This is a genomic window from Trichocoleus sp. DQ-A2, from assembly GCF_039961915.1.
GTDB lineage: Bacteria > Cyanobacteriota > Cyanobacteriia > Cyanobacteriales > FACHB-T130 > FACHB-T130.
In genome coordinates this window covers 32,888-48,139 of sequence record NZ_JAMPKD010000038.1, presented here as the reverse complement: position 1 = coordinate 48,139, position 15,252 = coordinate 32,888, and the positions used below count along the sequence as shown (strand labels likewise).

Genomic DNA, 15,252 nt, shown 5'->3' with positions numbered 1-15,252 from the left:
AACTTAATTGAAATCTTATGGAAGTTTATGAAATATGAATGGATAGAGATAGAGGCTTATCGGGACTGGAAAAGTTTAGTAAAGTATGTCAAAAATGTGCTAAAAAAAGTCGGAACCGAATATGTAATTAATTTTGCTTAAGCACTTACAAGGAAAAATTCCATATAATCCTCCTGTAAAAGGTAGTTATACGGAAAAATTCTGTATATTACCTAAATAAGCGGGTAAAAAAGAAGTTTTCCGTAGATTCAGGCAAGAATCCGTTATAATGCTTGATGTATTAGGATTGAGAAAAAGATTATACGGAAGCTTTCCGTATAATAAATAGTTATGCGGCATTCCTCCCAGATTCCTTGGTATATCTGTCCGTAATATCATTGACAAAAGACAAAATGCACTCTATAAGTATCATATTGATGATACTTTAATGACCTGTGACAGCATTGCCACTTAACGAAGTACTGCTTGGTGACTGCCGCGAAGTGATGGGGAACATCCCCAGTGATTACATATCGGCTTGCATAACTGATCCTCCCTATAACTATGAGTTCATAGGGCACAAGTGGGACGACTCAGAGATACAAAGGCGAATAGATAGAGTCAGCACCAAAGATAGTAAAACCCTGGTGAAAAATATTCCTTACGGTAGTGGTTTAGCTGGCGGAGTTAGAAACGAAAGGTGGTATCAGCGAAATCGTGAGAATATTCTGGATTATGAAAAGTGGTGCTTTGATTGGGGCACAGAACTTTTTCGTATTTGTAAGCCAGGTGCAACAGTTCTTGTTTTTAATAGCACACGTACAGTTGCACACGTGCAGGTAGCTCTTGAAAGTGCTGGTTTTTATGCAAGAGACATAGTTGTTTATAGAAGATCAAGTGGCATTCCAAAAGGAGTGAACATTAAAAAGCAACTTGAGAAGAGGGGGTATAAAAATCCTGAATCATGGGATGGTTGGCATAGCTGCCTGAGAAATGAGTGGGAAGCTATTTGTGTACTACAAAAACCTCTTATTAATAATTACTTGGAAACTTTAATGGAACATGGCACAGGTCTTTTCTTTACTAAGAACGACTTAGGGGGGTTTCAGTCAAACATCCTAGAGAATGTTCCGAGAGAGAAAAATGAAGACTTTAATATCCATTGCACTGTCAAGCCTTTGGCGCTTATGAGAAAGTTGGTTGAAATATTTGTGCCTAGAACTGATAGTTCGATTCTGCTAGATCCCTTTGCAGGTTCAGGAACTACTTTAGTTGCAGCAAAAGAACTGAATATCAACTATGTCGGCATTGAAATAGTGCCTGATTATGTTGACATCATCAAGTCACGGCTCGACAATGTTAGCGGTTTACAGGGTAGGCTCCCGCTCTCTCTATAAGAAAAGCTTTAAGATCAAACCCGGTTAAATTTCTCAAAAATCCAAACGAGTCGTCGCCAATATAAACACCCCAAGTTCCTACGTGACATGCTGTAATGGCAGCAGCTAAATTATCTTTCCTGAGAATCAGGAAAATCGGCTCATATCCATTTTCCCTAAGTAAGGAACCATAAGATTTAAACTTCTTTAAAGTTCCTGAATCACCAGAACCGATTCTGTACTTGGTATCAATCGCGCGATTCCCAACTACCAAGTCGCAAGGTTCATCATTTTTAAATCTAAGGGCTGGTTGAAAGTCATTACAATGGGTTCGACACACCTCAATGACTAACGATTGCCAGCACATGCCGAGTTCTCGTCCCCAGTATTGTCTGTTCTCCCTCTTTAGTTGAGGTGACAAACTGAATACATCCATTAAGGGATCGTGATCATCATTTTCATCAATATAAACTTTTTCGACAAAAGAATTTTGATATTTTATTAAAATACTTTCCAAAGATTGTTCAGTCATTATTCTTAACTAAGTCACACAAACTTACTGAAAGAGCATGAGCTATTTTTTCCGCATTAACTAGGGTGATATTTCTTTCACCCCGCTCAACAGAACCGATATAGGTTCGATGCAGTCCACAGAGCTCAGCCAGTTCATCCTGTGAAAGCTGCCTAAGTTTACGAAAATGCCTGACCTTGCTTCCAAAGAGTTCTACGATGTCCATGCATAAGGCAATGTCAAACAATGATGACTATAAGTAGACAGACTATAGGTGTCAACAGACTATTAGTAGCGAAAATTGAAGAGTTGGTACTCTTGTACAGTGCCTAACCCGCATAACAACCCCAATGCACTCGACCGCCGCGAGTATATCTGTGAGCCTTTAGGGATATCTGCGGCGGGTGATTGGGAACGTTATGCTTCGGAACAAGTAGCGACGTACATCAAGAGGTTAGATTTACTCTGCATGCAGCCGCACATAACGTTGTGGGCAGCTATTTTATATATTGGATTTTCTGTGTGCTTTGGGTCATGTTAACGATCGCACAATTAGGCACCAACAAGAACCTAATTGCAGTTTTTAAGCAGCTTTGCATCAAGGTATAAAGCCGAGAGCGGCGTTTCAAGAAAAGTTGAAACGCCGCTCTCATTTTTGTCTCTGGCTTCTACTCGCGTTCAAAATTACTGCAAGTTAGCGTAGCTGATACTAGGCTTAAAAACTCCTCGCAGAGGTTTTCGCTAAGACTGAGCGAAGGTCATAGCGATCGCAGTTCATCACCTTGTCCCACGCCGCCACAAAGTCATTGACAAACTTCTGCTGCGAGTCCACACATCCATAGACTTCCGCCAGGGCGCGGAGCTGAGAGTTTGAGCCGAAGATCAGGTCAACACGGGTAGCAGTCCACTTCAGGTCGCCTGTTTTGCGATCGCTCCCCTCGAACTCATACTCATCTTCAGAGGTCGCCTTCCACGTCGTACCCAGGTCGAGCAGGTTCACGAAGAAGTCATTGGTCAACGTCTCTGGACGATCGGTGAAGACGCCGTGTTTAGACCCTCCAAAGTTTGCACCCAGAACGCGCAAGCCGCCCACGAGAGCCGTCATCTGAGGGGCTGACAGGGACAGCAACTGCGCCCGATCGACCAGTAGCTCTTCGAGCGATTCGCTATGTTTGCCGCCTTTGTAGTTGCGGAACCCGTCCGCAGTCGGCTCAAGCACGGCGAAGGACTCGACATCCGTTTTCTCTTGCAGCGCATCCGTGCGTCCCGGCTTGAAGGGAACCGTCACATCGTGACCGGCATTTTTCGCCGCTTGCTCAATGCCCGCGCATCCGCCCAGAACGATCAGGTCAGCGAGCGAAACCCGCTTGCCGCCAGACTGCGAGCTGTTAAACTCCTGTTGAATTCCCTCCAGGGTTTGCAGCACTGTTGCCAACTGCTCTGGCTGGTTGACTTCCCAATCCTTCTGCGGCGCGAGACGAATGCGCCCCCCGTTCGCTCCACCGCGCATATCGGAGCAGCGGAACGTTGACGCCGACGCCCAAGCAGTCGAAACGAGTTGGGAGACAGACAGTCCCGAAGCAAGAATCTTGCCCTTGAGGGCAGCGATGTCCTGCTCATCAATCAATTCATGATCGACTGCGGGAATGGGATCTTGCCACAAGAACTCTTCCTGGGGAACCTCTGAACCGAGATACCGCGAGCGGGGACCCATGTCGCGGTGCGTCAGCTTGAACCACGCCTTGGCGAACGCCTCGGCAAACTCATCCGGGTTGTCGTGGTAACGTCGCGCAATCTGGTTGTAGATGGGGTCCATCTTCATCGCCATGTCCGCCGTGGTCATCATGGGGGCGTGCCGTTTCGACGGATCGTGCGCGTCGGGTACCGTACCCGCACCAGCGTCGCCCTTGGGCTTCCATTGCCACGCGCCAGCGGGGCTTTTCGTCAGCTCCCAGTCATATTTAAACAGGGTTTCGAGATAGCTGTTGTCCCACTGCGTCGGAGTGGGAGTCCATGCGCCTTCGATACCGCTGGTGATCGCATCGACGCCGACACCCGTGTTAAAGGCGTTCTTCCAGCCGAGACCCTGATCGATGATGGTGGCACCCCCAGGATCAGCCCCTACGTGCGTCGCCTCGCCCGCACCGTGACATTTGCCGAACGTGTGGCCACCGGCGGTGAGCGCGACTGTCTCCTCGTCGTTCATCGCCATCCGACCAAAGGTGTCGCGAATATCGCGCCCTGAGCCGACCGGATCGGGCTCGCCGTCTGGCCCTTCCGGGTTCACGTAGATCAGTCCCATCTGAACGGCGGCGAGAGGATTCAGGAGCACCCGATCGCCTTCGTAACGCTCATTGCTGAGCCAGGCTTTCTCAGAACCCCAGTAGATGTCTTCCTCTGGCTGCCAGACATCCACGCGCCCACCGGCAAAACCCAACGTCTTGAAACCCATCGACTCAAGCGCGCAGTTGCCAGCGAAGATCATGAGGTCTGCCCACGAGATTTTCTTGCCGTATTTCTGCTTGATTGGCCAAAGCAACATACGCGCCTTGTCGAGGTTGGCATTGTCCGGCCAACTGTTGAGCGGCTCAAACCGCTGGCTACCCGAACCCGCGCCGCCGCGACCATCGCCAATCCGATATGTGCCGGCGCTGTGCCAAGCCATCCGGATGAAGAGCGGCCCATAATGACCGTAGTCGGCTGGCCACCAGTCCTGGGAGGTGGTCATCAGCTCGTAGATATCTGCCCTCAAGGCAGCTAAGTCAAGACTCTTGAATTCCTCAGCGTAGTTGAATTCCTCACCCATAGGATTGGCTTGGGGGGTGTGCTGGTGGAGGATGCTCAGATTCAAATAATTCGGCCACCAGTCTCGGTTCGACGGCATATGACGAGGCTGAGATTTCTGACCGCCGCCCGTAAATGGGCATCCGCTTCCGCTACTCATACTATTTTCCTATCAAGATGTGTGGGTCGATTTTTTGATGTACTGCGGGTATTGCCAACAAATAGCACATAGTAATTACTGGAATAATCGATGAACAAATAATCGAAGAGAAATATAATCAACGTTATGATTTGAAACAATGAATTTGTGATTTGCAACAATTAGTTAATTAGCAATAAACCAAGAGTGCGATCGCGTTAGCGAAGCGGGACGTACTCCAGCGCTGCATTCGCCCTACGGCTCTCCCTTGCATCCTACGGCAGGTGTTACCGAAGCGTCGCGCAGATTGCAACCCGATTAGTTAAGTTACTACCACAGCGTACTGATTGCGATCGCACTGATTGTTCATTATGGAATTGGATCAAACTTTGCCGTAGGTTGAGTTTCCTTCTGTCAACCCAACCTACGGCAAGGGGCGATCGCACTAGACGGACAAGAGTGTCAGTTATGATGCAAGTATTGGCTGCCACAGAGGAACTCAACCGTTACGATTAGTTGACGCCCAGATAAAGTGGAGCTAAGCGCTATGAAAGATACTGCCCAGATTACGGGTTTTCATGCTCATATCTACTTCGATACTTCCAGTCGTGATGCGGCGGCGCGTGTACGTGAAGGATTGGGCGCGTCTTTTGAAGTGCAACTCGGACGTTGGCATGACAAGCCCATTGGTCCACACCCAAAGGCGATGTATCAAGTTGCATTCTTACCAGAGCAATTTGGCAAGGTTGTCCCTTGGTTAATGCTCAATCGTGAGGGATTGGATATTCTCGTCCACCCCTCAACAGGCGATGATGTGGGAGACCACACCGATCGTTCTCTGTGGTTGGGAGAGAAGCTAGAGCTGAATATCGAGATCCTAAGGGCGATTGGAATCCGCTAATAATGAGACAGCTAGTGGCGATCGCAGTTATCTATCTCCCCTAATAAGGGTGTTATGGGGCGATCGCACTCCCATTCACAAAGTGAAGGCTAGCCGCATTTTCACACCTCTCGCCCAGTTCGGTACCTAAACTGAGAGCGATCGCCCAGCATCTGATCGTGTACTAGAAGTTGGTTTCCGTAGGCAATTAGCTTGCTTCATTTGTGAGTTGTGACGGTACACTAAGCTATCTATTTTGTCTTCGAGCGACAGTAACTCCTCATAATATTCCTGGGTTTCATCCGGTCAATAATTGATTCTTTGCAACGTGCGATCGCTTCTACTAAAAAGGTACGCAGCTCAGCCCTTCGTAACAAACTTTCAAAAAATAGCTGTAGTGCCAGTAAATCTGGGAATACTTATATAGATTACCGAAAGGTACTAGGGAACCTGAAATTCATCCAAAATTAGGAGTTCCGCTCCCTCACCTAAAACTATTTGTCATCGCAGCAAGGAAACTTCCATCAAGATGAGTAAAATTACGCTTTCAGAGCGCGTCCGCTACGGGTTCGATAATTTCATGGCTAGAGGTACTGTTGCTCTGATTGGCGGATTAGCCTTGACCTCTCTAGCCTTTATCTTTTTAATGGGGTTCTTGGTCAGCATCACCGGAGTTGCGCCGGAAGGAAGCGATCGCCTTCATCCTCTAGAAGCGATTTGGAGCGTTTTCATGCGGACTCTAGACTCAGGCGCAATGGGCGGCGATACAGGCTGGCTATTTCGGTTTGCGATGCTCTTTGTCACCTTTGGCGGTATCTTCATCATCAGTACCCTAATCGGCATTCTCAGTAGCGGCATCGATACGAAGCTAGAAGACTTACGGAAAGGACGTTCCCGTGTCGTTGAAACCGATCACATTGTAATTTTGGGTTGGTCGCTGCAAGTATTTACCCTCATCTCAGAACTCACCCTTGCTAATGCCAATCGACCCGGTACTTGCATTGTCATTCTCAGTGAAGAGGACAAAGTACAGATGGAAGATACCCTTTCTAATATCTTGGGTAAACGTTCCAAAATTCGCTTAGTTTGTCGCACGGGTAGTCCCAGCAATATTACTGACTTAGGGATGGTTAACGTCCAAACGGCACGCTCAATCGTGATTCTAAGCTCATCCAATGCCCATGCTGATATTCAACTCATAAAAACTCTGCTGGCAATTACCAGTATTCCGCGCAGCGTGTCCCAGCCTTATCACATCGTTGCTCAAGTTCAAGACCCCAAGAGTTCCGACGTTGTTAGTCTAATCGGACGCAACGACATAGAGGTTTTACTGACGAACGATCTCATCTCGCGGATCGTCGTGCAAACTTGTCGTCAATCAGGCTTATCAACGGTTTACATGGAGCTACTTGACTTTAGTGGGAATGAAATCTATATCAAAGCAGAACCAACTTTACAAGGAAAAACCTACGGCGATGCGCTTTTAGCCTACAACGATTCTGCGGTACTGGGAATTAAACACGCTGATGAGACGATCCAGCTTAATCCACCGATCGACAGGTCGTTACAACCCAACGAACAACTTGTTTTGATTAGCGAAGATGACAGTACCATTCATCTGTCTCAACTATCTAATATCCCTATCGATCGTCAAGCGATTCAAGTTAAAGAGAAAAATGCGATCGCTGCCGCAGAAAACACCTTAATTTTGGGATGGAATGACCGGATTTCTACCATTATTCAACTACTCGATCGTTACGTTGCTCCCGGCTCCACCGTTACAGTCGTTGCTGAGTTTCCAGAGGCTGAGGTCGTATCAACTGAATCGCTCAACTTACAACAACAGACTGTGCGGTATTCTCAGGGAAATCCTACCGAGCGTCAGGTATTAGAAAGCCTCGACTTAACTAAATACAATCATGTTCTTGTACTCTGCAATACTGACTTAGAACCAGAGCAAGCGGATGCTCAAATCTTGATTACATTGCTTTATCTGCGGGATATTGCCGATCGCTATAAGTGCAATTTTCAGGTTGTCACGGAAATTTTAGATTTGCGAAATCAAGCCTTGGCACAAGTGGCTCGCCCGGATGATTTTGTCATCAGTGAGCAAATTGTTAGTCGGCTGCTGGCTCAAGTTTCCGAACAGAAAAGCCTCAATGCTGTGTTTGCCGATCTCTTTAGTCCTGAAGGCTCAGAAATTTATCTTAAGCCTGTCGGTGAGTATGTTGCGCTCGATCATCCCGTTAATTTTTACACAGTTGTTGAAGCCGCCAAGCAACGTGGTGAATCGGCAATTGGCTATCGTTGTAAAGCGGATGCTAATAATTCAGGTAGAGCTTATGGGGTGACGATCAATCCCAAAAAAGATCAACTGATTACGTTTGCCCCGCAAGATACGATCGTTCTATTAGCGGAAAACTAAATTTCAGTTTCAATCTTTTTGTATTGATGTACGCGATCGCCATTGACTTTCTTAAGGATTCCGACCCTATCCTGGGACGACTCATTGACCAAATTGGTGCGTGTCAACTGAATCAGTACGAACTGGAAGGAGACTTGTTCTTTTGCCTATCCCGGTCAATTCTCCACCAACAACTTTCTACCAAGGTGGCTAAAGTCATCCACGAAAGGTTTCTCCAGCTTTACCCGGACACTCTGTTTCCTTCAGCGCAAGATGTCCTCGACACGCCGGATGAAGTCCTTCGCAGCGTGGGAATTTCGCGTCCCAAAATCTCTTATATCAAGGACTTGGCGCATCATGCGCTTGATGGATTGCCCACGATTGAGGAGTTGGAAGTCATGGAGGATGAGTCGATTATCAAGACTCTGACGCGGGTGAAAGGTGTCGGACGTTGGACTGTGCAGATGCTCTTGATTTTCCGTCTCAAGCGGTTGGATGTCTTGCCCGTGGATGACTTGGGTGTACGTGCAGGCATTCGGAAACTCTACAATCTTGAGGCACTTCCTGACCGCAAGACTACAGAACGTTTCGGACAAAAGTGGAAGCCTTATTGCAGTATCGCTTCGTGGTACTTGTGGCGCAGTTTGGAACTAAAGCCAGTTTGAGGATTGGTGGTGGAAAAGGGGGGAAGATGCGATCGCTCCTACCGCTCATCCTTTACATCCAGACTGTGCGATCGCACCTACCGTCCTAATATTGACTCTAATCAGTACAAATATCCTAGTAATTAGGTCTGCGTTAAGATTAAATGGACAAGAATCTTTCATATACGGCTTCTTTGAGCTAGAGAAAAAGCACGATGGAAAACGGACAGAAGGCTATCAGTGATCTCTTTGAGAGCCGCAGAATTTTCAACATTCCGAAGTATCAACGTGCATACGCATGGGAAACAAAGCAGCTGCAAGATTTTATTAGCGATCTCGATAACCAGGCTTTAGGCAAAGATTACTTCTTTGGCACAATCCTACTGCAAATAGGAGATAGTGAGGGGTATTTCAAGATAATCGACATTGTAGATGGTCAACAAAGGCTGACAACACTCACAATTTTTATGCGGCTGTTGCTTGAGCAACTTGAGTTTTTGGGTGACGATGTATCAATTCTGCGCGAAACATACGTACAGTACCGAAATGAATATAAGTTACGAGTGCTGGAATATGATCAACAGTTTTTTTGTAAGTGTATATTAGAAGATTATGATAACGCCGAAAGCTTAATTGGTACCCCTTCACAACGTCGTTTACTCGAGGCAAAAAACTTCTTTACTAAAGAATTACAAAAGCGTAATCTTGAAAACTTGCGTGAGCTTCGTGAGAAGATTGAGAATGCGAAAGTGCTAACATATGCAGTTCTCAATAATGCAGAAGCAACACTGATTTTTGAGACAACTAACGACCGGGGTAAACCCCTCACAAGTCTTGAAAAAATCAAAAGTTTTTTGATGTATAAGGTTTATCTTGCAGCTGATGATCCAGATAGCTATCTGAAAACAATACAGAATCGGTTTGGTGAGATATACAGGCATTACGAAGAGACTACTCCTAACCTTTTAATTAGCGAAGATGTTATCTTGCGAAATCACTATATAGCTTTTGAGGCTAATGTAAGAACAGACACTCAAAAGGATTATTCAATCCATTTAGGGTTGATAAAGGAAAGAATTAACTCACTTACAGCGAATCCTGCTACTTTTGCTGAAGCAACAAAATTTATAGATGAGTACTCATGTGAATTGAGAGAAAGTTTTGCAATAGTTAACCAAATCTCCAAAAATCTCAGGGGAAACTTACTAAATCTTTTTCATCTAAATCGAGTTGCAAATTTCTGGCCATTACTCCTCGTATCTTTGAAGTATGACGATAGCCAAGAGTACCATAATTTTGAGCGAGTAACGAAACTTATGGAAATTATAAGTTTCCGAGTGTATGGAATACGAAAGCGAAAACTAAAAAATACTGTAATCCTAAAGCGGCTATATGAGTTAGCACAAAACTTCAGAGGAGACTTTGAGATTTTAATATCAGCTCTTAAGGATATTGTTGGTGAGTTCTGTAGTGATCGTGAGTTTCAGAACCGACTTATTTCATCAGAGTTTTATGACGCTATTTCATTAAATGATTTGAACTATCTATTTTGGCAGTATGAAAATTACCTTCGACGAACTGAGTTCCAGGAAGATGCACAGATAGGGTTTCGTCAGTACAGAGGTCTCTCGATTGAGCATATCATTTCCCAGACTCCTAGGGAAATTCATCCGTGGATGGATGCACGTTTCCGGAGTACTTATATCCATAGTATTGGAAATTTGGTGATTGATATATCTTGGGAAAATTCCGCCAAATCAAATCTACCTTTTAATATGAAATATCATAGCTTCTATCAGCATTCAAAATTTCGCTGTCAGCAAGAACTGAGCAAATTTACTAACTCGAATACTGGTGCGTGGGATGAAACATCCCTTATTGAGCGGCAGAGCAAAATCGTAAACTTTGCAATGAGGTATTGGGATTATAAGATTACCTAATTCACCTAATTATTTCAGATGAGGTGATGAGGTGAGGTAAAGGCAAGCTCCTAGAATCTATATCTAGAGTTAAGCCAACTATAATTGGTGAGCAAGAGGCTCTCAGGTAAGGACATGACTACAGTTGCTATCTTGCCAGTATCCGATGCGAGTGCTAAGAGGATTTATCGAGCGATCACCTCTGATATGCTGTGCGATCGCTCATACTAGAATACAGAATGTCGCATGAGAGCAGTACACCATGTCATCAGCAGCGATTGCCACAGTAGTAAAGATGATGGAGTCTTTGCCTGTTGATGTACAGGCGCAAGTTGCAGAGCATCTTCGAGACTACATTGACGAGTTGCAAGATGAAATTCGATGGAATGAATCTTTCCAGAGAACACAACAAAACCTTATTGCTGCTGCCAAACGAGCCAAACAGGAAATTGCTGAGGAGCAAGCTACTGCAATGGACTACGAGCAACTATGAAGTCGGCAGTTCTTCCCTCATTTTGGGTTGAGTACCGACAGTTAAGCAATGATGTCAGGCAGAGTGCCAGGAAAGCTTATCGGCTGTGGGCAAACAATCCATTTCACCCGTCTTTACATTTCAAGTGCATCAATAGCCAAGAGGATATTTGGTCTGTTCGAGTAACGCGAGGTTATCGGGCACTTGGGATATTAGATGGTGATACAGTTACATGGTTCTGGATCGGTAGCCATGACGATTATGAGCGGTTCTTCTCGTAAGGAGAACAATATTTCCCAGCTACTCGCAGCATAGCTGCCAAACTTTTTTCTACATCAGCATCCGTTGTTGCCCAAGACGAAACACTAATTCGCATCGCCGTCTGCCCTTGCCAAAGCGTACTGCCACACCAACAAGTCCCCTCGGCTTGAATATCGGCGATCGCTCGATGGGTCGTTTCTGCATCCCCAAACGACACTAAGACTTGATTCAACACCACATCGTTGAGAATGGGATAACCCGCAGCTTTCAACTCCTTGGCAAAATGTCTAGCATGGCGACAGGTACGCTCAATTAAGTCTGCCAAACCAGAACGACCCAATGAGCGCAAAGCTGCCCACACTTCAACACCACGCGCACGCCTTGACAATTCAGGAGTATAGTCTGACGGGTTGCGCTGCTCGCTGACGGTGGGTAAATACTCCGCAGTAATCGCCATTGCCGCTTGCAACGCCTGGGCATCGCGAACAAACGCCAACCCGCTATCATACGGCACGTTCAACCACTTGTGAGCATCTGTCGCCCAAGAATCTGCCTCTTCCATACCTGCGGTGAGGTGCGCCAACGATGGAGCGGCGGCGGCCCAGAGTCCGAATGCGCCGTCTACATGCACCCAGGCTCCCACTTCCTTGGCGCGAGCGCAAATTGCTCCAACTGGATCGCACGCGCCGGTGTTCACATTTCCAACTTGGGTACAGATAATCGCAGGACGAATCAGGGTGGGAATAGCTTCCGGGCGCATCCGCCCCTGTCCGTCAACGGGGACTTTCACTACTCGGCTTCGACCTAATCCCAGCAATCCTAACGCTTTCAACAAGCTTGGGTGTACTTCCTCGCTGACGGCAACCGTAATCGGTGGCGCACCAAACAACCCGTCTGCTTCTACATTCCAACCCTCTCGTTCGAGTACCGTGTGGCGGGCAGCGGCTAATGCGGTAAAGTTAGCAACGGTTGCTCCCGTAACGAAGGCACCACCGCAGTCGGCGGGAAGATGCAGTACGTCGAGGAGCCAGCGCAGAGCTACCTGTTCTAGTAAGGCTGTGGCTGGAGTGATGCGATAGAGTCCACAATTTTGATCCCACGCGGCAGCTAGCCAGTTAGCTGCCAAGGCGGCAGGCAGGGAACCACCCGTAACAAACCCGAAGAAGCGGGAGCCTGCCTGTGCTATTGATGCGGGTGAACCAATTTCATCGAGTAGTTGCAAGACGAGTTCAGCTTCGACAGGCTGATTGGGAAGAGGTTCATCAAACTGGATGAGATTAGCGATCGCTGCCTCCGTTGGCTCAACGTTACGAGCGTCTAAGCCTTCAAGATAGCGAATCGCCAATTCAGCCGTTGTTTGCAAGAGTTTTCGCATATCTTCTTCCTTCCCTGCACGGAGCTAAACAATCCCGCATAAGCGAGCATAGCGCTGATGGAATGATTTTTGGATGCAACAAGCTGCCGCCACGCCTCAATAGGAATAAGCTCCTGTACCTAAGAAAGATAATTTTAAACAGGTAGGGCTGAACAGCGTTAAAACAAGTTTGAGGTAGCCTTTTAAAGAGGTTGTTCAGGTCGCGAGAGGGGTTCTTCAGGCAGCGGGATAAACTCGGTTTCATGTGGAACCTGCTCAAACCGTCCGTTCTTCCAGTCCGCTTTCGCTTGCTCAATGCGATCGAGGCGACTAGAAACAAAATTCCACCACTTGTGCCGCTCACCGACAGGTTCACCACCTACCACAATGCAACGAGCGTCAGCTTTCGCACTAATGCTCACAGTCTGCTTAGGTTTCAGTACGATCATTCGTTGTGGCTCCAGCGGTTCGCCATCTATGCTCAGACCGTTTGTAACGCTGTAGACGGCTTGCTCACTATAGTCCGGAGGCAGCGTGAACTGGGTTCCACTCGGCAGTTGGACATCGAGGTAAATCATCGGCGAGAACGTTTGAACGGGTGATGTGCGACCATAGGCCTGCCCTGCAATTAGTGTGATTGAGACACCCCCATCTTGCCAAGCGGGGATGTCAGTCGCTGGGTAGTGACGAAACCAAGGTTCGGTCTCCTCATGTTCCGAAGGAAGTGCGAGCCACGTCTGGATACCATGTAGCCGTCTTTCGCGACTCCGAACCGCATTGGGCGTTCGCTCCGAATGGACAATGCCACGACCCGCAGTCATCCAGTTCACTGCTCCGGGATGAATTTCTTGAACAACCTTGAGACTATCGCTATGGAGCAGCACCCCTTCAAACAAGTAAGTCAGTGTTGCTAAATTGATATGCGGATGCGGTCGCACATCCATCCCTTGACCCGGTGCAAAGGTAGCTGGGCCGAGATGGTCGAAAAAGATGAATGGTCCAACCATCTGCCGAGTTGCGTGAGGCAAGATGCGCCTCGCCTCAAATCCGCCCAAATCTTTAACTTCGGGTTCAAGAACATCACCAATGCTGTTGGACATAGCAAAGATTACCCCGTAATTCTGACCAAAGCCTGATTAATTTTCTAATCTTAGAGCTATATCAGCTTCTTCCTTTTGATTAGGGATACAGATTGTTGATCGCATCTTCTCTACAGCCTGGAGCTGCTTACCTCATTTTGGCTGTGCCACGCTATTGCTAGGAGTTAGATGGCACAGATAACTTTGGTATTCTCAAATCATTCAAAGCAGTTTTAAAGTGATGACTCAGGTTGTAATTGTCGGAGCTGGGCCTGCTGGTGCAACGCTTGCACTGCTTCTCGTGAAACGTGGCATCGCCGTCAAACTGATTGAATCCTCCCGTAACTTCCGGAGAGTTTTTCGCGGTGAGGGACTGATGACTAGTGGGCTAGATGCTCTAGAGCAGATGGGATTGTCGTCTGTGCTAGAGAGCATCCCTCATCGACCTTTGGATGCCTGGGAAGTTCTGATTGAGAATCGGTTTTTGTTTCGAGTTGATGAGCCAATCGAACCGGGTGGTAAGCCCTGCACCCTCGTCTCACAGCCAGCTTTCCTAGAAGCAGTAATTGACAAGGCAAATACTTATCCCAACTTTGAGTTTGTGCAGGGTGAGCCTGTGCAAGATTTGCAGTGGAGCGATCGCCGGGTTTCGGGCGTAAAGCTGGGTAACGATCGCTCTATTTCTGCGAATCTAGTCATAGGGGCAGATGGTCGGAATTCTGTTGTTCGGCAGCGAGCTAACTTGCCTCTAGAACAACAGTCCGGAAGCTTTGATATTCTTTGGTTTAAATTGGCTGATAGCGATCGCTTTGAATCCGAGAACGTATTTTATTCGATTGTGCGCGATCGCAATGCATTTGGGCTGTTTCGCTCTACGTCCGGGAATCTTCAGATAGGCTGGGCACTCCATGACGATGCGCCTATAGACTGGAAGCAAGCCGATTGGCCGGAGATTTTGGCTTCTGCATCGCCCCCGTGGTTAGCCGAGCATATCCGGACTCATGTAGAAACTATTGAACGGCCTGTTCTGTTATCTGTTGTCGTCGGGCGTTGTCCGCGTTGGTATGCACCAGGATTACTGTTGCTAGGCGATGCTGTTCACCCGATGTCACCGATTCGCGCCCAAGGCATCAATATGGCTTTACGAGATGTAATTGTTGCAGCAAATCATCTAGTTCCCCTGTTTTGTGAAGGGGCAACAGATGCGGTAATTGATGCAGTATTGCCAAAGATTCAAGCTGAACGGGAGCCGGAGATTATTCGAGCGCAGCAGCTTCAACATCAGGAAGCGGCTCAGGCTGAGCTATTGCGTAAAAGCGCACTGCTGCGATGGGGAGCAAGTCAACTAGCACCCCTGCTAGGCAAGCTCGTGAGGCTCTCTTGGCTCTCTAGGCAGCGCCAGTTGCGCCAAGGGGTAACGCAGATACAGTTAACGGTGTGAACTAGGGGG

General features: G+C 47.3%; 13 protein-coding genes and 1 pseudogene. 9 read left to right on the top strand and 5 right to left on the bottom strand.

Features of this window, described 5'->3' with window-relative positions; all coding sequences use genetic code 11:
* Window positions 1–141, top strand: a pseudogene (locus tag NC997_RS25690) (IS630 family transposase); the annotation flags it as partial.
* A 344-nt stretch (window positions 142–485) separates the two neighbouring features.
* The gene (locus tag NC997_RS25685) at window positions 486–1,376 is read left to right on the top strand and encodes a site-specific DNA-methyltransferase (protein ID WP_190526006.1); all 891 of its coding nucleotides are present in this window, start codon (window positions 486–488) and stop codon (window positions 1,374–1,376) included.
* Here the strand turns inward: NC997_RS25685 and NC997_RS25680 are convergent.
* The 3 genes from NC997_RS25680 to katG form a co-directional block, all read right to left on the bottom strand.
* Window positions 1,339–1,887 carry a restriction endonuclease gene (locus NC997_RS25680; protein ID WP_190526000.1) on the bottom strand — a complete coding sequence of 183 codons (549 nt, stop codon included), beginning with the start codon at window positions 1,885–1,887 and terminating at the stop codon, window positions 1,339–1,341. The two genes, NC997_RS25685 and NC997_RS25680, sit on opposite strands and share 38 nt — an antisense overlap.
* The gene (locus NC997_RS25675) at window positions 1,880–2,092 is read right to left on the bottom strand and encodes a helix-turn-helix transcriptional regulator (protein WP_190525998.1); all 213 of its coding nucleotides are present in this window, start codon (window positions 2,090–2,092) and stop codon (window positions 1,880–1,882) included. The genes NC997_RS25680 and NC997_RS25675 overlap by 8 nt, the downstream gene beginning before the upstream one ends.
* A 489-nt stretch (window positions 2,093–2,581) precedes the next feature.
* A complete protein-coding gene (gene katG, locus NC997_RS25670) occupies window positions 2,582–4,810 on the bottom strand; it encodes a catalase/peroxidase HPI (RefSeq protein WP_190525996.1) in 2,229 nt (742 codons plus the stop codon).
* A 526-nt stretch (window positions 4,811–5,336) separates the two neighbouring features.
* Between katG and NC997_RS25665 the strand changes: the two genes are divergently transcribed.
* From NC997_RS25665 to NC997_RS25640, 6 genes are all read left to right on the top strand, one after another.
* Window positions 5,337–5,690 (top strand): DOPA 4,5-dioxygenase family protein, encoded by a 354-nt coding sequence (locus NC997_RS25665; RefSeq protein ID WP_190454780.1) that lies wholly within the window; start codon window positions 5,337–5,339, stop codon window positions 5,688–5,690.
* Window positions 5,691–6,198: 508 nt separating this feature from the next.
* Window positions 6,199–8,094, top strand: a complete 1,896-nt coding sequence (locus tag NC997_RS25660) for a potassium transporter TrkA (RefSeq protein WP_190525994.1) — start codon at window positions 6,199–6,201, stop codon at window positions 8,092–8,094.
* Window positions 8,095–8,117: 23 nt separating this feature from the next.
* Window positions 8,118–8,738, top strand: a complete 621-nt coding sequence (locus tag NC997_RS25655) for a DNA-3-methyladenine glycosylase (protein ID WP_190525992.1) — start codon at window positions 8,118–8,120, stop codon at window positions 8,736–8,738.
* A 194-nt stretch (window positions 8,739–8,932) separates the two neighbouring features.
* Entirely contained in the window at window positions 8,933–10,657 is a 1,725-nt protein-coding gene (locus tag NC997_RS25650) for a DUF262 domain-containing protein (RefSeq protein ID WP_190525990.1), read from the top strand.
* 241 nt (window positions 10,658–10,898) lie between these two features.
* A complete protein-coding gene (locus tag NC997_RS25645; protein ID WP_190525988.1) occupies window positions 10,899–11,129 on the top strand; it encodes a hypothetical protein in 231 nt (76 codons plus the stop codon).
* Entirely contained in the window at window positions 11,126–11,389 is a 264-nt protein-coding gene (locus NC997_RS25640; RefSeq protein WP_190525986.1) for a hypothetical protein, read from the top strand. Before NC997_RS25645 ends, NC997_RS25640 begins: the two co-directional genes overlap by 4 nt.
* On the opposite strand, the gene NC997_RS25635 is transcribed toward NC997_RS25640, so the two are convergent.
* A complete protein-coding gene (locus tag NC997_RS25635; protein ID WP_190525984.1) occupies window positions 11,368–12,744 on the bottom strand; it encodes an aminotransferase class V-fold PLP-dependent enzyme in 1,377 nt (458 codons plus the stop codon). The two genes, NC997_RS25640 and NC997_RS25635, sit on opposite strands and share 22 nt — an antisense overlap.
* 182 nt (window positions 12,745–12,926) lie before the next feature.
* The gene (locus NC997_RS25630; RefSeq protein WP_190525982.1) at window positions 12,927–13,823 is read right to left on the bottom strand and encodes a pirin family protein; all 897 of its coding nucleotides are present in this window, start codon (window positions 13,821–13,823) and stop codon (window positions 12,927–12,929) included.
* A 220-nt stretch (window positions 13,824–14,043) separates the two neighbouring features.
* Between NC997_RS25630 and NC997_RS25625 the strand changes: the two genes are divergently transcribed.
* A complete protein-coding gene (locus NC997_RS25625; protein WP_190525980.1) occupies window positions 14,044–15,243 on the top strand; it encodes an FAD-dependent monooxygenase in 1,200 nt (399 codons plus the stop codon).
* Window positions 15,244–15,252 lie beyond the last annotated feature (9 nt).